At 42.2% G+C, this 25,388-nt stretch carries 29 protein-coding genes; 20 read left to right on the forward strand and 9 right to left on the reverse strand.

The annotated features are described in order from the left end of the window. The first annotated feature begins 63 nt into the window (after positions 1–63). Both FOA33_RS01920 and FOA33_RS01925 read left to right on the forward strand, forming a co-directional pair. Entirely contained in the window at positions 64–612 is a 549-nt protein-coding gene (locus tag FOA33_RS01920) for a carboxymuconolactone decarboxylase family protein (RefSeq protein ID WP_000206774.1), read from the forward strand. Positions 613–722: 110 nt separating this feature from the next. Continuing rightward, positions 723–1,622 carry a TDT family transporter gene (locus FOA33_RS01925; RefSeq protein WP_221160462.1) on the forward strand — a complete coding sequence of 300 codons (900 nt, stop codon included), beginning with the start codon at positions 723–725 and terminating at the stop codon, positions 1,620–1,622. 24 nt (positions 1,623–1,646) lie between these two features. On the opposite strand, the gene serS is transcribed toward FOA33_RS01925, so the two are convergent. The 3 genes from serS to FOA33_RS01940 form a co-directional block, all read right to left on the reverse strand. Then, a complete protein-coding gene (gene serS / locus FOA33_RS01930) occupies positions 1,647–2,921 on the reverse strand; it encodes a serine--tRNA ligase (RefSeq protein ID WP_221160463.1) in 1,275 nt (424 codons plus the stop codon). A 213-nt stretch (positions 2,922–3,134) separates the two neighbouring features. Further along, on the reverse strand, positions 3,135–3,506 hold the full coding sequence (locus FOA33_RS01935; protein ID WP_221160464.1) for a DUF956 family protein: 372 nt from the start codon (positions 3,504–3,506) through the stop codon (positions 3,135–3,137). A 2-nt stretch (positions 3,507–3,508) separates the two neighbouring features. Then, on the reverse strand, positions 3,509–4,873 hold the full coding sequence (locus tag FOA33_RS01940) for an aspartate kinase (RefSeq protein ID WP_221160465.1): 1,365 nt from the start codon (positions 4,871–4,873) through the stop codon (positions 3,509–3,511). 281 nt (positions 4,874–5,154) lie between these two features. Between FOA33_RS01940 and FOA33_RS01945 the strand changes: the two genes are divergently transcribed. The 16 genes from FOA33_RS01945 to FOA33_RS02020 all read left to right on the forward strand — a co-directional run bounded on the left by FOA33_RS01945 (position 5,155) and on the right by FOA33_RS02020 (position 17,809). Continuing rightward, positions 5,155–5,940, forward strand: a complete 786-nt coding sequence (locus tag FOA33_RS01945; RefSeq protein WP_084872548.1) for an enoyl-CoA hydratase — start codon at positions 5,155–5,157, stop codon at positions 5,938–5,940. Positions 5,941–6,030: 90 nt separating this feature from the next. Further along, a complete protein-coding gene (fabT, locus tag FOA33_RS01950) occupies positions 6,031–6,465 on the forward strand; it encodes a fatty acid biosynthesis transcriptional regulator FabT (RefSeq protein WP_000386337.1) in 435 nt (144 codons plus the stop codon). Beyond that, a complete protein-coding gene (locus FOA33_RS01955) occupies positions 6,465–7,439 on the forward strand; it encodes a beta-ketoacyl-ACP synthase III (RefSeq protein WP_221160466.1) in 975 nt (324 codons plus the stop codon). The genes fabT and FOA33_RS01955 overlap by 1 nt, the downstream gene beginning before the upstream one ends. A 56-nt stretch (positions 7,440–7,495) precedes the next feature. Then, positions 7,496–7,720 (forward strand): acyl carrier protein, encoded by a 225-nt coding sequence (locus FOA33_RS01960; RefSeq protein WP_000257840.1) that lies wholly within the window; start codon positions 7,496–7,498, stop codon positions 7,718–7,720. Between the two features lie 117 nt (positions 7,721–7,837). Continuing rightward, entirely contained in the window at positions 7,838–8,812 is a 975-nt protein-coding gene (gene fabK, locus FOA33_RS01965; RefSeq protein ID WP_000857448.1) for an enoyl-[acyl-carrier-protein] reductase FabK, read from the forward strand. Then, positions 8,805–9,725, forward strand: a complete 921-nt coding sequence (gene fabD / locus FOA33_RS01970; RefSeq protein ID WP_221160467.1) for an ACP S-malonyltransferase — start codon at positions 8,805–8,807, stop codon at positions 9,723–9,725. Before fabK ends, fabD begins: the two co-directional genes overlap by 8 nt. A 44-nt stretch (positions 9,726–9,769) precedes the next feature. Next, positions 9,770–10,501 (forward strand): 3-oxoacyl-[acyl-carrier-protein] reductase, encoded by a 732-nt coding sequence (gene fabG / locus FOA33_RS01975; RefSeq protein ID WP_057488698.1) that lies wholly within the window; start codon positions 9,770–9,772, stop codon positions 10,499–10,501. Between the two features lie 28 nt (positions 10,502–10,529). Next, positions 10,530–11,765, forward strand: coding sequence for a beta-ketoacyl-ACP synthase II (gene fabF / locus FOA33_RS01980; RefSeq protein WP_057488697.1), 1,236 nt, complete (start codon positions 10,530–10,532; stop codon positions 11,763–11,765). A 2-nt stretch (positions 11,766–11,767) separates the two neighbouring features. Continuing rightward, positions 11,768–12,256, forward strand: coding sequence for an acetyl-CoA carboxylase biotin carboxyl carrier protein (accB, locus tag FOA33_RS01985; protein WP_221160468.1), 489 nt, complete (start codon positions 11,768–11,770; stop codon positions 12,254–12,256). After that, entirely contained in the window at positions 12,253–12,675 is a 423-nt protein-coding gene (fabZ, locus tag FOA33_RS01990; RefSeq protein ID WP_000565515.1) for a 3-hydroxyacyl-ACP dehydratase FabZ, read from the forward strand. The genes accB and fabZ overlap by 4 nt, the downstream gene beginning before the upstream one ends. Positions 12,676–12,686: 11 nt before the next feature. Beyond that, positions 12,687–14,054, forward strand: a complete 1,368-nt coding sequence (accC, locus tag FOA33_RS01995; protein WP_071851550.1) for an acetyl-CoA carboxylase biotin carboxylase subunit — start codon at positions 12,687–12,689, stop codon at positions 14,052–14,054. Between the two features lie 35 nt (positions 14,055–14,089). Next, a complete protein-coding gene (gene accD / locus FOA33_RS02000) occupies positions 14,090–14,956 on the forward strand; it encodes an acetyl-CoA carboxylase, carboxyltransferase subunit beta (RefSeq protein ID WP_221160469.1) in 867 nt (288 codons plus the stop codon). Then, positions 14,953–15,720 (forward strand): acetyl-CoA carboxylase carboxyl transferase subunit alpha, encoded by a 768-nt coding sequence (locus tag FOA33_RS02005; RefSeq protein ID WP_221160470.1) that lies wholly within the window; start codon positions 14,953–14,955, stop codon positions 15,718–15,720. The genes accD and FOA33_RS02005 overlap by 4 nt, the downstream gene beginning before the upstream one ends. A 228-nt stretch (positions 15,721–15,948) precedes the next feature. Next, positions 15,949–16,674 carry a CPBP family intramembrane glutamic endopeptidase gene (locus FOA33_RS02010; RefSeq protein WP_221160471.1) on the forward strand — a complete coding sequence of 242 codons (726 nt, stop codon included), beginning with the start codon at positions 15,949–15,951 and terminating at the stop codon, positions 16,672–16,674. A gap of 208 nt (positions 16,675–16,882) precedes the next feature. Continuing rightward, positions 16,883–17,068, forward strand: coding sequence for a biofilm-regulating peptide BriC (gene briC, locus FOA33_RS02015; protein ID WP_213988321.1), 186 nt, complete (start codon positions 16,883–16,885; stop codon positions 17,066–17,068). An 18-nt stretch (positions 17,069–17,086) separates the two neighbouring features. After that, complete coding sequence (locus tag FOA33_RS02020) at positions 17,087–17,809, forward strand: CPBP family intramembrane glutamic endopeptidase (protein ID WP_221160472.1); 723 nt, start codon at positions 17,087–17,089, stop codon at positions 17,807–17,809. Positions 17,810–17,857: 48 nt separating this feature from the next. On the opposite strand, the gene nusB is transcribed toward FOA33_RS02020, so the two are convergent. From nusB to gatC, 6 genes are all read right to left on the reverse strand, one after another. Continuing rightward, complete coding sequence (gene nusB / locus FOA33_RS02025) at positions 17,858–18,280, reverse strand: transcription antitermination factor NusB (protein WP_000203656.1); 423 nt, start codon at positions 18,278–18,280, stop codon at positions 17,858–17,860. Beyond that, complete coding sequence (locus FOA33_RS02030) at positions 18,273–18,662, reverse strand: Asp23/Gls24 family envelope stress response protein (protein ID WP_000510584.1); 390 nt, start codon at positions 18,660–18,662, stop codon at positions 18,273–18,275. Before FOA33_RS02030 ends, nusB begins: the two co-directional genes overlap by 8 nt. Positions 18,663–18,683: 21 nt before the next feature. After that, a complete protein-coding gene (gene efp / locus FOA33_RS02035; protein WP_000568640.1) occupies positions 18,684–19,244 on the reverse strand; it encodes an elongation factor P in 561 nt (186 codons plus the stop codon). Positions 19,245–19,371: 127 nt separating this feature from the next. Beyond that, positions 19,372–20,814, reverse strand: coding sequence for an Asp-tRNA(Asn)/Glu-tRNA(Gln) amidotransferase subunit GatB (gatB, locus tag FOA33_RS02040; RefSeq protein WP_221160473.1), 1,443 nt, complete (start codon positions 20,812–20,814; stop codon positions 19,372–19,374). Beyond that, positions 20,814–22,280 carry an Asp-tRNA(Asn)/Glu-tRNA(Gln) amidotransferase subunit GatA gene (gene gatA, locus FOA33_RS02045; protein ID WP_221160474.1) on the reverse strand — a complete coding sequence of 489 codons (1,467 nt, stop codon included), beginning with the start codon at positions 22,278–22,280 and terminating at the stop codon, positions 20,814–20,816. The genes gatB and gatA overlap by 1 nt, the downstream gene beginning before the upstream one ends. Continuing rightward, a complete protein-coding gene (gene gatC, locus FOA33_RS02050; RefSeq protein WP_000705419.1) occupies positions 22,280–22,582 on the reverse strand; it encodes an Asp-tRNA(Asn)/Glu-tRNA(Gln) amidotransferase subunit GatC in 303 nt (100 codons plus the stop codon). The genes gatA and gatC overlap by 1 nt, the downstream gene beginning before the upstream one ends. 165 nt (positions 22,583–22,747) lie before the next feature. Between gatC and FOA33_RS02055 the strand changes: the two genes are divergently transcribed. Together FOA33_RS02055 and FOA33_RS02060 are read left to right on the forward strand one after the other, a co-directional pair. Next, positions 22,748–23,440: a YwaF family protein gene (locus FOA33_RS02055; RefSeq protein ID WP_221160475.1), complete on the forward strand. Its 693-nt coding sequence runs from the start codon at positions 22,748–22,750 to the stop codon at positions 23,438–23,440. 142 nt (positions 23,441–23,582) lie between these two features. Next, a complete protein-coding gene (locus tag FOA33_RS02060) occupies positions 23,583–25,127 on the forward strand; it encodes a peptide chain release factor 3 (protein WP_221160476.1) in 1,545 nt (514 codons plus the stop codon). Positions 25,128–25,388 lie beyond the last annotated feature (261 nt).

The raw sequence follows: 25,388 nt of genomic DNA on the forward strand, positions 1-25,388 counted from the left end.
ATATTATCCAAGGGGGAAATTCTATGATAGACTAAATGACAATAAAATGAAAAGAGGTTTCTTATGACAACATTTACCATCCACACAGTAGAATCAGCACCAGCAGAAGTAAAAGAAGTTCTTGAAACAGTACAAAAAGACAACAATGGCTATATTCCCAACCTAATCGGTCTCTTGGCCAATGCTCCAACGGCGCTTGAAGCCTACCGAACTGTCGGAGCCATCAACCGCCGCAATAGCTTAACACCAGTTGAGCGTGAAGTGGTGCAAATCACAGCTGCCGTAACCAATGGTTGTGCTTTCTGCGTGGCTGGCCATACTGCCTTTTCAATCAAACAAATCCAGATGAATGATGATCTTCTCCAAGCCCTCCGTAACCGTACTCCAATCGAGACAGACCCAAAACTAGATACTCTAGCTAAGTTTACCTTGGCGGTTATCAATACCAAAGGGCGTGTAGGAGATGAAGCCTTGGCTGAATTTTTGGAAGCTGGCTACACGCAACAAAATGCCTTGGATGTGGTTCTCGGTGTTAGTCTTGCTAGCCTTTGTAACTATGCAAACAACCTAGCCAATACGCCTATTAACCCAGAATTACAACCTTATGCCTAGTTCGAATCAGAAAGAAAAAATGAAGACTGAGCAATCCAGTCTTCATTTTTCTATGCTATTTTAAGCGCTTTTATGCTATACTAATAATAACATGATTATTGGAGGATCGGATGAAAAAGCTCCCCTTGGTATTTTCTGGCTGTTTATTAGGTCTAGCAGGTGCAGGAAATCTGATTGCAGATACTTGGCCAGTTCTGTCGCATTTATTGAGTCTGACTGGATTAGTTTTGTGGCTTTTCTTTCTGATTCTTCATCTTTTTAATTGGGGAGAAACCAAGCAAGAATTGACCAAGTCCCCTCTTTTGTCTGGGATGGCTACCTTTCCCATGGCTGGGATGATTTTGTCGACCTATGTCTTTCGCGTATTCCCTGCTCTTCCTTTGGTAGCACAAGGGATCTGGTGGTTTTCATTTCTCTTGGATTTAGCTTTGATTGCTACTTTTACCATCAAATTTGCCTGTCCTGGTCGGAGGGTCAATGCGACTCCTAGCTGGACGGTGCTCTATGTGGGGATAGCAGTGGCTGCCTTGACCTATCCAGTCGTTGGTCTAATACAGATTGCCTACCTAACAGTGACTTTTGGTTTTCTCCTAACCTTCTATCTCTATCCGCTTATTTATAGCGATTTAAAGAAACATCCACTCCCAGTGGCCTTGCTTGGACAGGAAGGAATCTACTGTGCTCCCTTTTCTCTACTCCTGGCATCCCTAGTTCGAGTTGGAGGAGCAGGCCTACCGACTTGGCTCTTGATCGTCATGATTTTGGCATCTCAGTCCTTCTTTTTCTTTGTTTTAACTCGCTTGCCTAATATTTTAAAACAAGGATTTCAACCAGCCTTCTCAGCCCTCACTTTTCCAACCATTATCACAGCTACTTCGCTCAAGATGGCTCAGGGAATTTTGAAACTTCCATTTCTGGATTATCTGGTGTTGGCTGAAACTGTTATTTGCCTAACTATTTTATTCTTCGTATTGGGTGCTTATCTGATTTGGTTACGAAAAAAGGTCTAGCTAGAAATAGCTAGGCCTTATTTTTTATGGTTTAATCACTTCAGCTCCACCCATATATGGACGAAGAACTTCTGGGATGGTCACAGAACCATCTGCGTTTTGGTAGTTTTCAAGAATTGCAGCCACTGTACGTCCAACTGCAAGTCCAGAACCGTTCAAAGTGTGAAGGAGTTTTACCTTGCCATCGGCTTCATCTCGGTAACGGATTTGAGCACGACGGGCTTGGAAATCTTCTGTATTTGAACAGCTTGAGATTTCACGGTAGGTATTTTGGGCTGGAATCCAAACTTCCAAGTCGTAAGTTTTGGCAGCTGAGAAGCCCATATCCCCAGTAGAGAGGGCAACGACACGGTATGGAAGATTGAGTTTTTGAAGAATATTTTCAGCGTTGGCTGTCATTTTTTCTAATTCTTCATAAGATTCTTCTGGTTTGGCAAATTTGACCATTTCAACTTTGTGAAATTGGTGTAGACGAATTAAACCACGAGTATCACGACCAGCAGAACCAGCCTCAGAACGGAATGATGGGCTCATAGCAGTGAAGTAGATTGGTAGGTCCTTTCCGTCAAGGATTTCATCGCGATAGTAGTTTGTCAAAGGCACTTCAGCGGTAGGAATAAGGACATAATTAGTGTCTTTCAATTCAAAAGTGTCTTCCTTGAATTTTGGATATTGACCAGTACCAAACATAGAATCATGGTTAACCATGTATGGTGTGATGACTTCAGTATAGCCCTCTTTTCCATGTTCATCCAACATAAAGTTGTAGATAGCACGTTCCAAACGAGCACCAAGCCCTTTATAGAAGAGGAAGCGAGCACCAGTAACTTTTGCTCCACGTTCCCAGTCAAGGATATCAAGATCTTCACCAAGATCCCAGTGAGCTTTTGGTTCAAAGTCAAACTCGCGTGGAGTCCCCCAACGGCGAACTTCCACATTGTCATCTTCATCAGCCCCAACAGGAACACTGTCAGCAGGGATGTTTGGAAGAGTAGTGGTAAATTCTGTCAATTTAGCATCAATGTCCGCCAATTCAGCATCCAATGCTTTGACTTCAGCAGATAGGGTTTGCATTGCAGCAATCTTGTCATCGGCATTTTCCTTGTTTCGCTTGGCTTGGGCAATCTCAGCTGAAACTGTGTTACGTTCTGCTTTGAGGTTTTCAACCTTGACTAAGATGTCACGACGTTTAGCATCGATTTCTTTCATCTCATTTAAGATAGCAGCATCTACACCACGTGTAGCCAATTTTTCTGCGACAGCATCAAAGTCTGTACGAATACGTTTAATATCTAACATAAGAACTCCTTTATGAAGAAAACACACCTGACAAAGCGTTGGAGTGGCAGGGCCACGGTTCCATCCAACTTCACAGGTGTGCACTTGATTGTGTATGTAATTGTTACTAACGGTAGAATTTCACCTACCCCTCCTATCTGCTCGCAGCACCCGCAGACTTTCTGAAAGAAGAAGATAACCTACTTATCCGTTGCTATGATTATACTAAAGTTTCTACTTTTTTGCAAATAGATTTTTAAATTTTTGACCAATGGTCTGAAGCAAAGTCGGAAGCTTGACAACCTTGCCATTGCCCAGTTTTTCGCGAGCAATTTTAAGAATGGCACCTGAGTCTTTTGAAGCAAAGAGGAATTTTCCTTGATCAGTAAAGACTTCGAAGTGGCGGCTGATTTTGCGACCAGTTACGTTGGCTCCGATTTGTTGAATGCTGGACCAGGGAATTTGGATATATTGTTCGACATTGACATCAGGATAAAACTCTAAGGCTTGATCCCCAACTAGAAATTTTCCGACTTTTCCAGAGATGGAAAGATAGGATGTTCCAGTGGTTTGTAGGTCAATGACTTTATTGAGTGATTGGGCCATGATTAATCTTCCTTACTTTCATCGAAAAAGGCGTGGTAGAGAGCCTTGATAGCTGCCTTTTCTTGCTCTTTATTGACAACAAACATGATGGAAACTTCACTTGAGCCTTGGGACATCATCTGGATGTTGATTTTGTTTTCAGATAGAGCGCGTGTTGCAGTAGCAGTTACCCCGATATGGCTCTTCATCTTTTCTCCGACAATCATAATGATGGAAAGGTCATGTTCGATTTCAGCATGGTCCACTTCGGCTTTTTGAACTAACTGACGCAGAATTTCTTCTTCCTTGATAGGAGTCAATTCACGGGAACGAAGGATGATTGAAAGATCGTCGATACCTGTAGGCATGTGTTCCCAACCGATATTGAGGTCCTCAAGAATTTGCAGAATCTTACGACCGAATCCAACCTCGCGGTTCATGAGGTATTTTGACATGTTGATGCTGACGAATCCAGAATCACCAGCGATTCCAACGACTGGGAATTTATCGCTACTGTGTTTCAGAACGATACGAGTTCCTGGATGATCAGGATTGTTGGTATTCTTGATGACAAGAGGGATTTTTCCGCGGTAGGCAGGTAGAAGGGCTTCATCATGAAGGACAGAAAATCCAGCGTAAGCCAATTCACGCATTTCACGGTAGGTTAATTCAGGAATGGAGTGGGGTTGATGAATAATACCAGGGTGGGCAGCAAAGATACCGTCTACGTCTGTAAAGTTTTCATAGAGATCAGCCTTAACACCTGCTGCAATGATAGAACCTGTGATATCTGAACCTCCACGTGAAAAAGTACAGATTTGATTTTCCTTAGTCACACCAAAGAAACCAGGGATGACAAGGACTTCGTTGCTATCAGCCAAGCCTTCAATCTTGTCATAACTAGATGGAATGATACGTGCGTTTCCTGGTTCACTTGTGACAACGATTCCAGCTTCTCTTGGGTGAACATAGCGTGCATCAATGCCGTTTTGGTTAAAGTAGGCTGCAATGAGTTTGGCATTGTTATTTTCTCCAGCCGCTAGGAAGGTATCATAGAGAAATTCATTGTCCTCTATAGGAAGAGTTGCCAAGGCCCGAATACTTTTAGAGATTTTTTCTAAAACAGCAGGTTTTAACCCTAGTTCACTCACCATTGCCGCATAACGGTCAATGATCCAGCTTTGGCTAGCACTGATGTCATTTCCAGCCACATAGTCGCGATAGTATTTGATCAAGGCATCAGTTACCTTGGTATCTTCAGCATTGCGTTTTCCGGGTGCAGAAACGACTACAAAATGGCGTTCCTTATCACTTTTAACGATGTTTAAAACTTTTTCTAACTGACCAGCAGAGGCAAGCGAACTTCCACCAAATTTTACAACCTTCATAGGGACTCCTCGAGTAAGTATTTTATACGATTATAGCAGAAAGAGGGGCATTTTTCAATGAAGAAAATAGCTCCCTATTGTAATAGAAGTAAATGCTAACTTATTCTGAAAAGATACAACAGTTTAAAAATAAGTGGTCAACTTTCACTCACATTCATGAACGAAAGTGAAATAATCAGCTGAGACACTTTCCTTTAGTTTTTCCTTGCCTCTTTATCTAAAAAAAGGTATACTTTGAAAATAAAATAATTTCATTATCTTACAAAAGAAAAGGAGAAGCTATGAATCATATCTTATATCAAATCGTAGATGATCTTGCTATTATTACTTTGAATCGTCCCGAAGTGGCAAATGGTTTCCATATCCCAATGTGTGAGGAGATTTTAGAAGCTTTGACCCTAGCAGAGCAGGATCAAGCTGTTCAGTTCATCTTGATAAATGCGAATGGCAAGGTCTTTTCAGTTGGGGGAGATTTAGTTGAGATGAAACGAGCAGTGGATGAAGATGATATCCCATCTTTGAATAAGATTGCAGAATTAGTCAATACAATTTCTTTCAAAATCAAGCAAATTCCTAAACCTGTTTTGATGGAGGTTGATGGAGCGGTTGCAGGTGCTGCGGCAAATATGGCAGTAGCAGTTGATTTTTGCTTGGCGACTGATAAGGCAAAATTCATTCAAGCTTTTGTTGGAGTTGGCTTGGCGCCAGACGCTGGTGGGATTCATCTCTTGAGTCGTAGCATCGGGGTAACACGGGCTGCACAACTTGCCATGACAGGAGAAGCCTTAACTGCGGAAAAAGCGCTAGAATGGGGCGTGGTTTACCGTGTTTGTGAAGCTGATAAATTAGAAAAAACAAGAGAACAAGTTCTGAAAAAATTAAGACGAGGTTCAGCAAACTCATACGCAGCGATTAAAAAGTTAGTTTGGGAAAGTCAATTTAAAGATTGGCAAGATTATGCCGAATTGGAATTGAAACTGCAGGAATCTTTATCTTTAACTGAAGATTTTAAAGAAGGGGTTCGAGCACATTCTGAAAGAAGAAGACCAAAATTTTCAGGAAAATAAAAAAATACTTGCACAAATCTTTGAAGTTTGTTATACTTTTTCTATCAAATGTTTTGATTGTGAAAGTTTTTTGAAGAGGAGGGAAAAAGTTTGGACTACCAACAAGTAAATGATTATTTAACATCTATTTTCAATAACGTCCTTGTGATTGAGGAGGTTAGCTTACGAGGTAGTCGATTCAAAGACATCTCCATCAAAGAAATGCACACGATCGATGTGATTGGAAAGTTCCCTGAGGCGACGCCTAGTAAGGTTTCAAAAGAACTGATGGTAACTCTTGGGACAGTGACGACGAGTTTGAATAACCTGGAGAGAAAAGGTTATATTGAGCGTATTCGTTCTGACCAAGACCGTCGCGTGGTCTATCTGCATTTGACAAAGAAAGGTCGTTTGGTTCACCGCCTTCATAAGCGATTCCACAAGGCCATGGTCGAAAGAATTATTGATGGCATGAGTCCTGAGGAAAAGAAAGTCATGGGCAGAGGCTTGACGAACCTTTATCAATTTTTGGAGGATTTGAAATAATGGCCTTTGCTAAAATAAGCCAGGTTGCTCATTATGTTCCAGAGCATGTGGTCACTAATCATGACTTAGCCCAAATCATGGACACAAGCGATGAGTGGATTTCAAGTCGGACAGGAATTAAACAGAGACATATCTCAAAATCAGAGTCTACAAGTGACTTGGCGACAGAAGTTGCTAAGAGCTTGCTGGCTAAAGGGAGCTTAACAGCAGATCAGATTGATTTTATCATTGTAGCGACGATTACTCCCGACTCGATGATGCCTTCTACGGCGGCTCGGGTTCAGGCAAATATCGGAGCTCATAGAGCTTTCGCCTTTGATTTGACAGCAGCTTGCAGTGGCTTTGTATTCGCTCTCTCAATAGCTGAAAAGTTTTTAAGCTCTGGACAGTTCAAGAAAGGAATTGTTATCGGGGCTGAGACCTTATCCAAGGCAGTTGATTGGTCTGATCGTTCGACAGCTGTTCTCTTTGGAGATGGTGCTGGTGGGGTTCTCTTGGAAGCGAGTGAAACACGACACTTCCTCGTTGAAAGTCTCTATACAGATGGCTCTCGGAGCGAGTGTTTGACTTATGGTCAAACGGCTTTAACTTCGCCCTTCTCAGAACAAGAAGCAGTTCCTGCTTTTTTGAAGATGGATGGACGAGCAGTTTTCGATTTTGCAAATCGAGATGTTGCTAAATCAATCAAAGAGACCATTGAAAATGGTCCAATCGCAGCATCGGAATTGGATTATCTCTTGCTTCATCAGGCAAATATCCGTATTTTGGATAAGATGGCTAAGAAAATCGGTGTAGACCGAGACAAGCTTCCTGCCAATATGATGGAGTATGGAAATACCAGTGCTGCAAGCATCCCGATTTTGCTCTCAGAGTGTGTGGAGAATGGCAGGATTCATTTAGATGGTAGCCAGACGATTCTCCTATCAGGCTTCGGCGGAGGTTTGACATGGGGCACACTCATTCTTACAATCTAGGTAATCATGTGGTAAACACATAGTTATAAAATTTTATATTTTAAAGGAGTCCTATCATGGCAGTATTTGAAAAAGTACAAGAAATTATCGTTGAAGAACTTGGGAAAGACGCATCAGAAGTAACACTTGAATCTACTTTTGATGATTTGGATGCAGATTCATTGGACTTGTTCCAAGTAATCTCTGAAATCGAAGATGCTTTTGATATCCAAATCGAAGCAGAAGATAACTTGAAAACAGTTGGTGACTTGGTTGCCTACGTTGAAGAGCAAACAAAATAATTAACATATTACTAGAAGGAGTAGGGGAAACCCACTCCCTCTTGTTTAGGTAATAGTTTGAAACTCAAATGATAAACTTATCGAACTATTACGTAAGCAAGGAATGATGGAGGCACTATGAAAACACGTATTACAGAATTATTGAACATTGATTATCCTATTTTTCAAGGAGGAATGGCCTGGGTTGCGGATGGTGACTTGGCTGGTGCAGTATCAAAAGCTGGTGGTCTAGGGATCATCGGTGGTGGGAATGCACCGAAAGAGGTCGTAAAGGCTAATATCGATAAAATCAAATCACTTACGGATAAACCTTTTGGTGTCAACATCATGCTCTTGTCACCTTTTGTAGAAGACATCGTTGATCTCGTGATTGAAGAAGGAGTTAAGGTAGTTACAACTGGTGCTGGAAATCCAAGTAAATACATGAACCGTTTCCATGATGCAGGAATTACAGTGATTCCTGTTGTTCCTAGTGTTGCTTTGGCAAAACGCATGGAAAAAATTGGTGCAGATGCCGTCATTGCAGAAGGTATGGAAGCTGGTGGGCATATTGGGAAATTAACAACTATGACCTTGGTTCGCCAAGTTGCTGCAGCTGTTTCAATTCCAGTTATTGCTGCCGGTGGTATTGCAGATGGTGAGGGGGCAGCGGCTGGGTTTATGCTTGGCGCAGAAGCTGTTCAAGTAGGAACTCGTTTTGTAGTTGCCAAAGAGTCTAATGCTCATCCAAACTATAAAGCTAAAATTTTAAAAGCTCGTGATATTGATACAACGATTTCAGCACAACATTTTGGCCACGCAGTTCGTGCCATTAAAAACCAGTTGACTCGTGATTTTGAGCAGGCTGAAAAAGATGCCTTTAAACAAGAAAATCCAGATTTAGAAATCTTTGAGCAAATGGGAGCTGGTGCTCTTGCTAAAGCCGTTGTTCATGGAGATGTAGAAGGCGGATCTGTCATGGCAGGCCAGATTGCAGGTTTGATTTCTAAAGAAGAAACTGTTGAAGAAATCTTAAAAGATATCTACTACGGTGCAGCTGAAAAAATTCAAGAAGAAGCTGCTCGTTGGGCAGGAGTTACAAGAAATGACTAAAACAGCCTTTCTATTTGCGGGCCAAGGTGCTCAGTATCTAGGGATGGGACGTGATCTTTATGATCGCTATCCTATCGTCAAGGAAACAATTGACCAAGCTAGCCAAGTCTTAGGGTATGACCTTCGTGACTTGATTGACAATGATGAAGCAAAGTTAAATCAGACTCGTTACACGCAACCAGCTATTCTAGCTACATCCGTTGCTATTTACCGACTATTGAAAGAAAAAGGCTATCAGCCAGATATGGTGGCAGGACTATCTCTTGGGGAATATTCTGCTCTTGTAGCAAGTGGTACCTTGGACTTTGAGGATGCAGTTGCCTTGGTTGCTAAGCGTGGTGCTTATATGGAAGAGGCTGCACCAGCAGGCTCTGGAAAGATGGTTGCCGTTCTTAATACTCCAGTTGAAGTGATTGAGGAAGCTTGTGAAACAGCCTCTAAAGTTGGAGTAGTGACTCCAGCCAACTACAACACCCCAAGCCAAATCGTTATCGGTGGCGAGGTGGCTGCGGTTGACCGCGCAGTTGAACTCTTGCAGGAAGCAGGAGCAAAACGATTGATTCCTTTAAATGTATCTGGCCCTTTCCATACAGCACTTTTAGAGCCAGCCAGTCAGAAACTAGCTGGAGCTCTTGAGGGAGTGAGTTTCTCTGATTTTACTTGCCCACTAGTCGGCAATACGGAAGCTACTGTTATGGAAAAAGATCGAATCCAAGAGCTCTTGACGCGTCAGGTAAAAGAACCTGTTCGTTTTTATGAAAGTATTGCTGTGATGCAGGATGCTGGGGTAACCAACTTTATTGAAATCGGCCCTGGAAAAGTCCTATCAGGATTTGTCAAAAAAATCGATAAAACTGCTCAGCTAGCTAACGTTGAAGATCAAACAAGCTTGGATGCTTTGCTAGGAAACTAGTGACCCCTTCTCCCAGAAAATACAACAGGAAATAGGAGAATAGAATGCAACTAAAAAATAAAAATATCTTTGTTACAGGTTCAAGTCGTGGTATCGGACTTGCCATTGCTCACAAATTTGCCAAACTAGGTGCGAATGTAGTCTTGAATAGTCGTGGAGCAATCTCAGAAGAATTGCTGGCTGAGTTTTCAAACTACGGCGTCAAAGTGGTACCAATCTCAGGTGATGTTTCAGACTTTGCAGATGCCAAGCGTATGGTAAATCAAGCAATTGCAGAACTCGGTTCTGTCGATGTCTTGGTCAACAATGCTGGGATCACTCAAGATACGCTTATGCTCAAGATGACCGAAGAAGACTTTGAAAAGGTGATTAAAATCAACTTGACAGGTGCCTTCAATATGACGCAAGCAGTCTTGAAACAGATGATAAAGGCACGTGAAGGTGCGATCATCAATATGTCCAGTGTGGTCGGTTTGATGGGAAATATTGGGCAGGCCAACTATGCAGCTTCTAAAGCAGGTTTGATTGGTTTTACCAAGTCAGTAGCACGTGAAGTTGCCAATCGCAATGTACGCGTAAATGCTCTTGCCCCAGGGATGATCGAATCGGATATGACTGCTGTTTTGTCTGATAAGGTCAAGGAAGCGACATTGGCACAAATCCCAATGAAACATTTTGGACAAGCAGAACATATCGCAGATGCTACAGTGTTCCTGGCTGGACAGGATTATTTGACAGGACAAGTTCTCGCTGTTGATGGCGGACTTAGCATGTAAAAAATAAGGAAAGATATAGGTAAGACAGATGAAACTAAATCGAGTTGTAGTAACAGGTTATGGATTGACCTCTCCTATCGGAAATACTCCAGAAGAATTTTGGAACAGTTTGCAAACTGGGAAGATTGGAATTGGAGAAATCACTAAGTTTGACCACAGCGAATTTGCTGTGCACAATGCGGCAGAAGTTCAAGATTTCCCCTTTGATAAATACTTTGTCAAAAAAGATACCAACCGTTTTGATAACTATTCTTTGTATGCCTTGTACGCAGCTCAAGAAGCGGTGACAAATGCAAATCTTGATGTAGAAGCAATTGATAAAGATCGTTTTGGTGTCATCGTTGCCTCAGGTATTGGGGGAATTAAAGAAATCGAAGACCAAGTTATCCGTCTTCATGAAAAAGGCCCAAAACGTGTTAAGCCATTGACACTTCCAAAAGCCTTGCCAAATATGGCTTCGGGAAATGTTGCCATGCGCTTTGGAGCAAACGGTGTTTGTAAATCAATCAATACAGCCTGTGCCTCATCAAATGATGCTATTGGCGATGCCTTCCGTTCAATCAAGTTTGGTTTCCAAGATGTTATGTTAGTTGGTGGATCAGAATCATCTATCACTCCTTTTGCTATTGCTGGTTTCCAAGCGTTGACTGCCCTATCAACTACGGAAGATCCAACTCGTGCTTCTATCCCATTTGACAAAGATCGTAATGGTTTTGTGATGGGAGAAGGTTCTGGAATGCTGGTTCTTGAGAGTCTTGAACATGCTGAAAAACGTGGAGCGACTATCTTGGCTGAAGTAGTTGGTTATGGAAATACCTGCGATGCTTATCATATGACTTCACCTCATCCAGAAGGTCAGGGTGCAATCAAGGCAATTAAATTAGCTTTGGAAGAGGCAGAGATTTCTCCAGAACAAGTGGCTTATGTCAATGCCCACGGAACTTCAACTCCTGCTAATGAAAAAGGAGAAAGCAGTGCCATCGTAGCTGTCCTTGGTAAAGAAGTACCTGTATCTTCAACCAAGTCCTTTACAGGACACTTGCTTGGTGCTGCAGGAGCGGTAGAAGCAATTGCTACCATCGAAGCCATGCGTCATAACTATGTACCAATGACAGCTGGAACAAGCGAGTTGTCAGACTATATCGAAGCGAATGTCGTTTATGGACAAGGCTTGGAGCAAGAAATTCCTTATGCTATTTCAAATACATTTGGTTTTGGCGGACACAACGCGGTTCTTGCTTTCAAACGTTGGGAGAATAAATAATTATGAATTTAAATGAGATCAAGGACTTGATGGCTCAATTCGACCAATCAAGTTTGAGAGAATTTTCTTATAAAAACGGAACGGATGAATTGCAGTTCAGCAAGAATGAAGCAAGAATAGTTTCTGAAGCACCAGCTCCAGTTCCTTCAGCGCCAGCTGCAGTGGTTGCTAGTTCAGCGGTTTCAGCTCCTTCGACTCCAGTAGAGAGTCCAGTAGCAGAAGCACCAGCACCAGCTGAATCGACTGTTGCTCCAGAGGGTGATGTCGTTGAGAGTCCACTTGTAGGGGTGGCTTACTTGGCTGCTGGACCAGATAAACCTACCTTTGTGACGGTTGGTGACAGTGTCAAGAAAGGCCAGACTTTGGTAATCATCGAAGCCATGAAAGTCATGAATGAGATTCCTGCGCCTAAGGATGGCGTGGTAACAGAAATTCTCGTTTCAAATGAAGAAATGGTTGAGTTTGGTAAAGGATTGGTACGTATCAAATGATCGATATTCAAGGAATTAAAGAAGCTCTACCCCATCGCTACCCTATGCTCCTAGTGGACCGTGTCTTGGAAGTGAGTGAAGATACTATTGTTGCCATTAAAAATGTCACGATAAACGAACCTTTCTTTAATGGTCATTTTCCTCAATATCCAGTTATGCCAGGTGTTCTTATCATGGAAGCTTTGGCACAGACTGCTGGTGTCTTGGAATTGTCCAAGCCTGAAAACAAAGGAAAGCTGGTCTTTTACGCTGGCATGGACAAGGTCAAGTTTAAGAAGCAAGTTGTACCAGGTGATCAATTAGTCATGACGGCTACTTTTGTTAAACGTCGTGGTACAATTGCTGTGGTTGAAGCAAAGGCTGAAGTAGATGGTAAGCTTGCAGCGAGTGGTACTCTTACCTTTGCAATTGGAAACTAAGGAGGTTCTCCATGTTTCGTAAAATTTTGATTGCCAACCGTGGTGAGATTGCGGTTCGCATTATTCGAGCTGCGCGTGAATTGGGCATTGCGACCGTAGCAGTTTATTCAACTGCTGATAAGGAAGCTCTTCACACACTCCTAGCGGATGAAGCTATCTGTATCGGACCTGGTAAGGCGACAGAGTCTTATCTCAATATCAATGCAATTTTGTCTGCTGCAGTCTTGACAGAAGCAGAAGCCATCCACCCAGGTTTTGGTTTTCTTAGCGAAAACTCCAAGTTTGCCACGATGTGTGATGAAGTGGGGATTAAGTTTATCGGCCCTTCTGGCGCTGTAATGGATACCATGGGTGATAAGATCAATGCGCGAGAGCAAATGATCAAGGCTGGGGTTCCAGTTATTCCAGGATCTGATGGTGAAGTTCATACGGCTGAAGAGGCCCTTGCAGTTGCAGAAAAAATTGGCTATCCAGTTATGCTTAAGGCATCAGCAGGTGGTGGTGGAAAAGGGATTCGTAAGGTTGAAAAGGCAGAAGACTTGGTCGCAGCCTTTGAAACAGCATCCAGTGAAGCCAAGGCCAATTTTGGAAATGGCGCAATGTATCTTGAGCGTGTGATTTATCCAGCTCGTCATATCGAAGTTCAGATTCTTGCAGACCAAGAGGGTCATGTTGTCCATCTTGGTGAACGGGATTGTTCACTTCAACGTAATAACCAAAAGGTCTTAGAAGAAAGCCCATCCATTGCGATTGGCAAAACCCTTCGTCATGAAATTGGTGCAGCAGCTGTTCGTGCAGCAGAGTCTGTAGGCTATGAAAATGCAGGGACGATTGAATTTCTGCTCGATGAAGCCAGTGGCAATTTCTACTTCATGGAAATGAATACTCGTGTGCAAGTTGAACACCCAGTCACAGAGTTTGTTTCAGGTGTTGATATCGTGAAGGAACAGATTCGCATTGCGGCTGGGCAACCCTTACCTTTCAAACAAGAAGATATCGTCCTACGAGGTCATGCTATCGAGTGCCGGATTAATGCAGAAAATCCAGCATTTAACTTTGCTCCAAGCCCAGGGAAAATTACCAATCTCTATCTACCAAGTGGTGGAGTTGGCTTGCGCGTGGACTCAGCAGTTTATCCAGGTTATACCATTCCCCCTTACTATGATAGTATGATTGCTAAAATCATTGTCCATGGGGAGAATCGTTTTGATGCCTTAATGAAGATGCAACGGGCACTTTATGAACTTGATATTGAAGGAGTGCAAACCAATGCAGACTTCCAGTTGGATCTGATTTCAGACCGCCGAGTTATCGCTGGTGACTACGATACTTCCTTCTTGATGGAAACTTTCTTGCCACAATACCAAGAAAAAGAATAGACTTTCAAACAGTATGAGAACTAAAAGGGGGAGTTATGGCTTTATTTAGTAAAAAGGATAAGTATATTCGGATCAATCCTAACCGTTCCGTAAGGCAGAAACCACAAGCCAAGCCTGAGGTTCCGGATGAACTCTTCTCCCAGTGTCCTGGTTGTAAACACACCATTTACCAAAAGGATCTCGGGAGCGAACGAATTTGTCCCCATTGTAGCTATACTTTCCGCATTTCAGCTCAGGAACGCTTGGATTTGACGATTGATTCTGACAGCTTTGTGGAGATGTTTACGGGTATTGAAACTCAAGATCCATTAAACTTTCCTGGCTACCAGAAAAAACTGGCTACTATGCGTGAAAAGACAGGTTTGGATGAAGCAGTATTGACTGGTACAGCTAGCATCAAGGGACAAAAAGTTGCCCTTGGGATCATGGATTCTAACTTTATCATGGCTTCTATGGGAACCGTTGTGGGTGAAAAAATCACGCGCTTGTTTGAGTATGCAACAGTAGAAAACTTACCAGTCGTACTCTTCACAGCTTCTGGTGGAGCCCGCATGCAAGAGGGAATCATGAGTTTGATGCAAATGGCTAAGATTTCTGCGGCGATTCAACGCCATTCTAAGGCAGGACTTTTTTACCTGACGATTTTGACGGATCCGACAACAGGAGGTGTAACTGCTTCTTTTGCTATGGAGGGTGACATTATCCTAGCAGAGCCCCAGAGTTTGGTTGGTTTTGCAGGTCGTCGTGTTATCGAAAATACAGTTCGTGAGACCTTGCCGGATGACTTCCAAAAAGCAGAATTTTTGCTTGAACATGGATTTGTTGATGCAATTGTCAAACGTAGAGAACTACCAGAAACAATTGCTAAATTAGTGAGATTGCATGGAGGAAGTCGCGGATGAATATTGCAAAAATAGTCAGAGAGGCACGCGAGCAGAGTCGATTGACAGCCCTTGATTTTGCCAATGAAATTTTTGACGAGTTTATCGAATTGCATGGAGATCGCTCTTTCCGCGATGATGGTGCGGTTATCGGTGGAATTGGCTGGTTAGGTAAACAGGCAGTAACTGTCGTTGGTATCCAAAAGGGAAAAAGTCTTCATGACAACCTCAAACGAAATTTCGGGCAACCTCATCCAGAAGGCTATCGTAAGGCTCTTCGCCTGATGAAACAGGCAGAAAAGTTTGGCCGTCCAGTTGTGACCTTTATCAATACGGCGGGTGCTTACCCAGGTGTTGGAGCCGAGGAACGTGGACAAGGTGAAGCAATTGCCCGAAACCTGATGGAAATGAGTGACCTCAAGGTTCCAATCATCGCGATTATTATCGGTGAAGGTGGATCTGGTGGGGCCCTAGCTCTAGCCGTAGCTAACCGTGTCTGGATGTTAGAAAACTCAATCTACGCCGTACTTAGCCCTGAAGGATTTGCCTCTATCCTTTGGAAGGATGGAAGTCGTGCTATGGAAGCAGCGGAATTGATGAAAATCACTTCACATGAACTTCTAGAAATGGGAATTGTAGACAAGATAATTCTAGAAGAGGATTTCTCAAGTAAAGAACTGCTAGCTTGTGTTAAAAGTGAATTGCGTGCAGAACTAGATAGGTTACAAGGATTACCACTCGACCAACTTATTGAAGAACGTTACCAACGCTTTAGAAAATACTAAGAATGGCTAAATGAGACTAGAAAGGTCTCATTTTTTTCTAGAGACTATACATTTCAGGACGAAAAATTAACAGTTGAGGAGATGGATGGCACACTGGTCAAAAATGATTTATACTAGATATAGAAGCTTGTACTGTTTGAATGATTTTAAAATTTGAAAGGAAATTAGAAATCGAAATAACGTGAATAAGTTAAATAGCGGAATAAGAAGTTAAGGAAGTTTATAAAAATGAAAAAACTAGGGCATTTGGGAGTCTCTACATCACTGGTATTTTTATCGGTTTATCTACCAGAGTTAGGGATTGTGCATCTAACTAAGTTTTTAGGATGGGGGATAGATGGCTATTCTATCTTTTTAACAGTTGAAGTAATAGCTCTTTTGCTATTATTTATCTACTGGCTCAAAAAGAAAGAGATGCTCTATATTTTTGAAAAAAAGGGTTCAAAGAAGTTAAGATTCTTTTACCTTGTAGTTGGTCTAGTGGCTACTTATTTTGATCGTCAATTGGTGGATGCTTTTCAGTTACAGTTTCATCACCTAATTGATAATAAGTATATCTTTCAAGACCTTCTTTCGATCCTATATTCCAATGGGCAACCAACTTTTCTATCAACTGTTCTCAGTTTTAGTTTAACAGTAGTCGTCGGACCTATATTGGAGGAACTGATTTATAGAGGGTACTTTATGAACACCTTCTTTCCCCAGTCCAAGTACTATCTGGATGTTATCCTATCTGCTCTTATCTTTGGACTTAGTCATTTAATCCTAACTCACCGAGATCCTATCAGTTTGATTATTTATAGTTTAGGCGGTCTCTTCTATGCCCTTGTCTACCGTTGGACAAAGAACTTAAAAATTACTATCCTGTGCCATAGTTTTTTCAACTTTCTTATTTATGCAAAGCTCATCTGGATTTTTGTTTATAATTTTATCTATTACCACTTTTTTAGATAGTGGAAGGCAAAGAAAAAAGTGTTTGATAGCTGTCAAACACTTTTTCTAATTTGATAGTAAGATTGAGAGAGGCTTTCTTATGTTATTGATAGTCGTACCATTCAGGTTGAAAAATTGACAGTTGAGGAGATAGACTATAAAATAGACAAAAAAAGAAATATACTATAAATGTGAGCCTACAACAATCTATTTTAAGAAGGTACTTGCAATGACAGGTACAAATACATTTACAGTTCTTTCAACTGAGGACTTGGAGCAAACTTCAGGTGGTCTTGCTGTTTGGGAAGATGGATATAGTAGATGGTTATATTATAGAGAATTTGCTCCCTATATGGGGCAAGGGGCACTTAATTCTTATAGAGATGCTTGGAAGTACGGTTTCCGAGCAGGATAATCTTTCAAAAAAAGTACGATGAGAAACACAAAGAAACTAAGACAATTTGGAATATTTTTGCTTATTATTTTACTATCTACCTATTTACCACAAACAATTGGATTGTATGTGACGATCATTTTAGGGTTAGGCGCTGATGTCTATTCTCTTATTTTAACAATGGGATTAGTGGGAAGTTTCCTTCTATTAATTTGGTGGTTAAAAAAGAAAAAGATGCTCTTTATCTTTGAGAAAAAGAGCTGGAACTGGTCATTTGTCTTCTACTTATTTGCAACTTATGTGGTTTATCAGATTCTCGGTAATTTTTGGGCACGCTATGCTCATTTGATTAATCATAGGAATATTCATGATGAGTATTTTACCGTGGTTCTTTCAAATGGACAACCAACCTTTTTATCGTCTATCTTATCTTTTGTCTTGCCTGTAATCATCGGGCCCGTTTTTGAGGAGACTCTTGATAGAGGGTATTTTATGAACACCTTCTTTTCTAAGTCAAAGTACTATTTAGATGTCATCTTATCAGGCCTTATCTTTGGACTTAGTCATTTGATACTATCTCACAGAGACCCAATTAGTTTATCATATTATAGTCTGATTGGTCTCTTTTTCGCTCTTGTTTATCGTTCTACCGACAATCTGAGATTAACGATTCTCTGCCATAGTTTTTTTAACTTTCTCAATCATGCAAAACCTATCTGGATTTTTGTTTACAATTATATCTATTATCATTTTTTTAGATAGTGGGAGGCAAAGAAAAAGTGTTTGATATTTGTCAAACACTTTTTCTTTTTACTGTTCTTCTGTTACAAACTGGCTGAGCAGTCCATTGATAAAACGAGCAGATTTTTGATCTGAGAAGTCCTTTGCAAGCTCGATAGCTTCATTAACAGCAACCAGCTGAGGAGTGTCAAATGAAGTGATTTCAAAGACTCCTAAGCGAAGGAGGTTTCTCTCCACGAGCGTTAAACGTTCAATAGTCCAACCTGCTTTTAAATGCTGAGTGATTTGCTTGTCTAGTTCTTCCTTTTTAGCTTGAACACCAGAAACGAGGTCTGTCAAAAAGGCTGGAAGTTGTACATCCGTATCTTCACGATCATGAGTATAGGCGAAACGACAAGCAGTTTCGACATCCGTACCGAATTCAAGGCTCATGAGAGCTTGAAAAGCGCATTTACGGAGTTGGCGTCTAGATTCTAATAGTGGACTAGTCATTGAGGAAGTCCTCGTCAAATAGATCTTTCAATTCTGGTTTTGGTGTTTTATCTGGGACGATACCTGCAACGTGGATATTGATAGCAGCGAGTTCTACATCAGCCATATTGCGGACGGCATCTTTGACAGCTTTCTGGATAGCAACAGCTACCTTAGGAACTTTTACTCCGTACTCAAGGTAGAGATAGATATCAGCTGTGAGTTCTTCGTCCACGTTTTTTAGATAAACACCACGGCCAAGAGAAAGTTTTGAAAGGGTGTCAGATACTGATTTGTTTGAAAAAGAGTGAACACCCTCTACTTTTGCAGTAGCAATAGCAATGATTTTTTCAAGTACACGTGGGGCGATAACGATTTCGCCAAGTTGTTCTTCAATTCCCATAGAATGACCTCTTTCTAGAGATTAGGCACGAGAAACGTAAGTTCCTTCTGCAGTGTTGATAACGAGTTTTTGTCCTGCTTCGATGAAGTCTGGAACGTTTACGACAAGTCCAGTTTCCATAGTTGCTGGTTTACCAGAACCTGTAACAGTAGCACCTTTGATAGATGGTTGAGTTTCTGCAACTGTCAATTCGACAGTAGTTGGTACAGTTACACCGATCACTTCAGTTCCGTAGAATTGGATCTTCACATCTGAGTTTTCAAGGATGTAAAGTAATTCGTTTTCAACGTTGACTACAGGGATTTCGTATTGGTCGTAAGTTTCTGTATTCATGAAGTAAGCAGTGTCATCCATTTTGTACAAGTATTGAGCTGGAACAGTCTCGATGATGGCTTGTTCAAATTTTTCCTCTGGACGGTAGCTTGTGTCAAATGTAGAACCAGTACGGACATCGCGCAATTTCATACGCATGATGGTGTTTCCTTTACCTGGTTTGTGGTGGCTAGCTTCCAAAACGCGGATCAATTTTCCGTCAGCTGTTTCAAAGGTCATACCAGCCTTTAATTTACTTGCTTCAATCATGTTTTTACCTCTTTAATAAATATTATTACTCTTCATTTTACCATAAAATACTCTGGAAATAAAGCCAAAATAGTTATTGGGAGTTGGTAGAGAAGAAAAAACCAACCTTAGGGCTGGTTTTTTCTGTCTAGTTCTCTTTCAACTTCGCCAATTCTTGTGCAAGCAGTTTAAGGGCAACTTGTGGGTTGGCTTGACCTTTGGTTGCTTTCATAAGGAATCCTGTGAAGGCCTTGTCTGCGTTGCGTTTGCCTGACTTGAAGTCGGCAACAGCAGCTTCGTTATCCGCAAAGACTTGGTGGATAATTGGAATCAGAACATCTGGATCAGAGATTTGCACCAAGCCTGCTTTTTCCACGTATTCACGCGCGCCACCGCCATTTTTAGCTAGGTGGACAAAGACTTTCTTGGCAATCTTAGAAGAGATCGTGCCGTCTTCGATGATGGCAATCATTTCTACCAAGTTTTCTGGTGTCAATTCGATTTGTTCCAGTGTCTTGCCTTCAGCATTCAAGAATTGAGCAACTTCCCCTTGGAGCCAGTTAGAGACTTGTTTAGCATCACCACCGAGAGCAACAGCTTTTTCAAAGAAGTCAGAAGTAACTTTGTTGGCAGTCAACTGACTAGCATCGTAGTCTGACAAGCCAAGGTTAGCAACGTAGCGAGCACGGCGTTCTTTGGGAAACTCTGGCAACTCTGTCCGCATTTCTTCGATCCACTCATCAGAGATTTCAAAGAGGGGTAGGTCTGGTTCTGGGAAGTAGCGGTAGTCTGCAGCCCCTTCCTTGACACGCATGAGGATGGTTGCTTTGTTAGCTTCGTCGTAACGGCGTGTTTCTTGGCGAATTTGACCACCTGAGCGAAGGATTTCGGCTTGACGTTGGACTTCGTATTCAAGACCCTTGCGAACATTTGAGAAGGAATTCAAGTTCTTCAACTCAGTCTTGGTACCGAATTTCTCTTGACCATAAGGACGAAGGGAGATGTTGGCATCCACACGCATAGAACCTTCCTCCATCTTAACGTCAGAAATGCCAGCGTACTGGATAACTTCCTTGAGGGCAGTCAGATAAGCATAGGCTTCTTCAGGAGAACGCATGTCGGCTTCAGATACAATCTCAATCAATGGTACCCCTTGGCGGTTGAGGTCAACATAAGAGTAGCCATCTGTACCGTGGGTGTTTTTACCAGCGTCTTCTTCTAGGTGGGCGCGTTCAATACCGATTTTCTTGGTCGTACCGTCTTCTAGCTCCACTTCAATCCAGCCGTTGTAGCCGATTGGCTCATCAAACTGAGAAATTTGGTAGGCTTTTGGATTATCAGGATAGAAGTAGTTCTTGCGGTCAAAGTGCATGTGCTTGTGGATGTCCATGTTGAGGGCAAGAGCTGCCTTGATACCGGCATCGACAACACCTTTATTGAGAACTGGCAGAACTCCTGGGAAAGACCAGTCAATCACGTTGGTGTTGGCGTTTTGGTCATTTCCGAAGTGGGCAGAAGTTGGTGAGAAGATTTTTGAATTGGTGTTGAGCTCTACGTGGACTTCAAGTCCAATGACTGTTTCAAAGTTCATTAGTTATCACCTCCAAAAATCACGGGTTGTTGTTTGTGGTAGTCTGTTGTCGCTTCAAAAGCAGCAGCAACTTGGTAAATAGTTTCTTCTGAGTATTTAGGACCGATCAATTGGAGACCAACAGGTAGACCTTGAGCAAATCCAGCAGGAATTGAAATTCCTGGGAGACCAGCCAAGTTGACTGGGATGGTCAAAAGGTCAGCTAAGTACATAGCAACGGGGTCATGGTTGAGTGAGTCCAAGTCATAGGCAACACTTGGAGCTGTTGGTCCCAAAATCAAATCGTAATCCGCAAAGACTTTTTCGAAATCTTGGATGATGAGGGTACGGACTTGTCCAGCTTTTTTATAGTAGGCATCATAGTAACCTGATGAAAGGCTAAAGGTACCCAGCATGATACGGCGTTTCACCTCTTCACCGAAACCTTGACTACGGCTGTTTACATAGATTTCATCAAGATTAGTCGCATCCTCTGCGCGGTAGCCGTAACGGATACCGTCAAAACGTTGCAAGTTTGATGAAGCTTCTGATGAAGCGATAATATAGTAAACGGCAACACCGTATTTAGAGTGAGGAAGGCTGACTTCTTCGACGATGGCACCAAGTTTTTCAAAGTGTTTAGCGGCATTCAGAATGGCTTCCTTAACCTCTGGGTCAATCCCTTCACCGAGATATTCCTTAGGCAAAGCTATTTTCATGCCCTTGATATCATGCCCGATTTTTGAAGTAAAGTCGGCAATGCGGACAGGAGCAGAAGTCGAGTCTTTGGCATCTTCGCTGGCAATAGCGTTGAGCAAGAGGGCATTTTCCTTAACAGTTGGTGCAAAAGGTCCAATCTGGTCTAATGAGCTACCGAAGGCAATGAGACCGAAACGTGAAACTGTTCCGTAGGTTGGTTTGAGACCAACAATCCCGTTGAAGGCAGCAGGTTGGCGGATAGAACCACCAGTATCAGAACCAAGTGACAAACGAACTTGTCCTGAAGCTACAGAAGCCGCAGAACCACTTGATGATCCACCAGGAACCTTGCTATGGTCCCAAGCATTTTTAGTGGCACCATAGTGTGAAGTCTCACCAGAACCACCCATGGCAAACTCGTCCATGTTGGTTTTCCCAACGACAATCATGCCCTTGGCTTTGGCATTGGCAACGGCTGTCGCATCAAAGATAGGCTCGTAGTTGTAAAGCATTTTTGAGGCTGCAGTTGTGAGGATACCGTCTGTAGAGATATTATCCTTAACAGCCAGTGGAATTCCTGAAAGGACATTATCCGCGTCAATTCCAGCTTCATCAATAGCTTTAGCTTGTGCAAGGGCTTGCTCTTCTGCGATAGTGACAAAAGCGTTGATAGTTGTCTCGCGAGACTTGATATCTTCTAGCGTGGCTTGTGTCAATTCAGTTGCAGAAATTTCCTTAGAGACAAGGAGGTTGTGCAAGTCTTCAATAGTTTTGTTATTAAAAGTCATTAGGCATCTCCTCCATCATCTAGGATAGCTGGTACCTTGATATAATAGTTGTCTTTTTCAGGTACATTTTTAAACAAGCGGTCACGGTCTGTTCCTTCTTCGGCTACATCAGGGCGGAGTACGGTCTTGCGGTCAGCCATGGTCGTAGTAGGTGCGACACCAGTTGTGTCGACTTCGCCCAGCAATTCAACCATGTCAACAATCTTAGACAAGGTTGTCGCAAAGGCAGCAGTTTCTTCTTCAGAGAATCTTAATTTTGAAAGATTGGCAACGTGTGTTACCTCTTCTTGCGTAATTTTCATCTTGCATCCTTTCGTGAAATGATGATTTTTAGTCTGTTCTATTTTACCATATTTTCCTATAAATAAGGGAGCCAAACTGAAAAGAAATAGAAATTGAAAAATCGCTTTTAATTCGCTATAATGGTTAAACTAGAGAATAGAGAAAATAAGGGTTAGGATAAAAATATGTTCCATCAATTTATCACCAGATCTCAGACGGTTCCTCCTCCCATTCCACTCTTTTGGTATGGGATCATGATGCTTCTCTTAGTGCTTTGCATTTATGGAGCACTTGCTTATCACAAAAATCCGAAATTTGTCCGCTTGTTTAAGGGGATTCAGATCCTCCAGTTACTAGCCCTATATAGCTGGTATGTTGGCTTTGGAATTCCATTTTCTAATAGCCTTCCATTTTACCATTGCCGTTTGGCTATGTTTGCGGTAGTTTTCTTGCCAGATAAATGGCGGAGCAAGCAGTATTTTGCTCTCTTAGGGGCTAGTGGAGCGGTCTTTGCACTGGTTTATCCGGTTTTTGACCCCTATGATTTTCCCCATATCACCAGTTTTTCGTTTTTGATTGGGCACTATGCTCTTTTGGTGAATTCCTTGGTCTACTTGATGAATCACTATGACAAGACCTTGCTCAAGAAATATATGATTGTAGCCTATACCTTTATTCTCAATCTCTTTCTAGTTGGTGTTAATCAGGTGACGGGTGGAAATTACGGTCTCTTAAGAGATACACCATTTATCTCGAATGCTCCTCTATGGATAAAGTACCTTCTTGTGTCCGTCATCCTCTCACTGGCTCTGGTTCTTTTTGATATCTTGTTCAAAAAACGGTGGAAAAAGAGAAATCAAGCACAATCTGTACTCTAGCTTGTCTTTTCATCGGATGAGCAATTGAAAAACTCCCCAAAATCCGCTATAATGGAGAGTTGAAAGGAATAGTAAAATCCAATGTAGAGATCATTCTTAGCTACTGAAACAACTAAAATAGAAAATCAAAGAAAGAGAACTTATGACTATTCAAGAAGAAATCAAGAAACGCCGTACCTTTGCCATCATCTCCCACCCGGATGCCGGGAAAACAACTATTACTGAGCAGTTGCTCTATTTTGGAGGCGAGATTCGTGAGGCTGGTACGGTTAAAGGAAAGAAAACAGGGACTTTTGCCAAGTCTGACTGGATGGATATTGAGAAACAACGTGGGATTTCGGTCACTTCATCTGTTATGCAGTTTGACTACGATGGCAAGCGCGTCAATATCCTAGACACACCAGGGCACGAGGACTTCTCAGAAGATACCTATCGTACTTTGATGGCGGTGGATGCTGCGGTCATGGTCGTGGACTCTGCCAAGGGTATCGAGGCCCAAACCAAGAAATTGTTTGAGGTTGTGAAGCACCGTGGCATTCCAGTCTTTACCTTTATGAACAAGCTGGACCGTGATGGCCGTGAACCACTAGATCTCTTGCAAGAATTGGAAGAAGTCCTAGGTATTGCGAGCTATCCTATGAACTGGCCAATCGGGATGGGGAAAGCCTTCGAAGGCTTGTATGACCTCTATAACCAACGCTTGGAACTCTATAAAGGAGATGAGCGTTTTGCCAGTCTGGAAGAAGGGGACAAGCTCTTTGGAAGTAATCCTTTCTACGCTCAGGTTAAGGACGATATCGAACTCCTTCAAGAAGCAGGAAATGAATTTTCAGAAGAAGCTATTCTTGCAGGAGAACTGACGCCAGTCTTCTTTGGTTCAGCCCTGACTAACTTTGGAGTGCAGACCTTCCTTGAGACCTTCCTTAAGTTTGCTCCAGAACCACATGGACACAAGAAAACAGATGGCGAAATTGTGGATCCTTATGACAAGGATTTCTCAGGATTTGTCTTTAAAATTCAAGCCAACATGGATCCTCGTCACCGTGACCGTATCGCCTTTGTCCGTATCGTATCGGGTGAATTTGAGCGAGGTATGAGTGTCAATCTGCCTCGTACTGGTAAGGGTGCCAAACTATCGAATGTGACTCAGTTTATGGCGGAAAGTCGTGAAAATGTGACAAACGCTGTTGCAGGAGATATTATCGGGGTTTATGATACGGGGACTTATCAGGTTGGAGACACCTTGACGGTTGGAAAAAATAAGTTTGAATTTGAACCACTGCCAACCTTTACACCTGAGATTTTCATGAAAGTTTCTGCTAAGAACGTCATGAAACAAAAATCCTTCCACAAGGGTATCGAACAATTGGTGCAAGAAGGAGCCATTCAGCTTTACAAGAATTACCAAACTGGTGAGTACATGCTAGGAGCTGTCGGACAACTCCAGTTTGAAGTCTTTAAGCACCGCATGGAAGGCGAATACAATGCGGAAGTAGTCATGAGCCCAATGGGTAAAAAGACCGTTCGTTGGATCAAGCCTGAGGACTTGGATGAACGGATGTCCTCAAGCCGCAATATCTTGGCCAAGGATCGTTTCGACCAGCCAGTCTTCCTCTTTGAAAATGACTTTGCTCTCCGCTGGTTTGCAGACAAATATCCAGACATAGAGTTGGAGGAGAAGATGTAACTCAGCACCAACAATTGGAACTAAAGTTCCTAATTGTTGGACGCTAGTCGCTATTTGGCGAACTAGCTAACTGCCTTACTAACTACGTTTGGCAAATAGAATCGATTTGCCAAACTCCGTGTCGTAGTGTAAAATCGGCTTACCTAAACGCTTCACTAGGAATAATCCACGAATTTTATCGATTCGTGGATTTTTCCGTCGTAATGGCAAGGAATTGAACTGCCTAACTGCCTCACTAACTGAGTTTTACAAATGAAATTG

The organism is Streptococcus cristatus, assembly GCF_019685515.1.
Lineage (GTDB): Bacteria > Bacillota > Bacilli > Lactobacillales > Streptococcaceae > Streptococcus.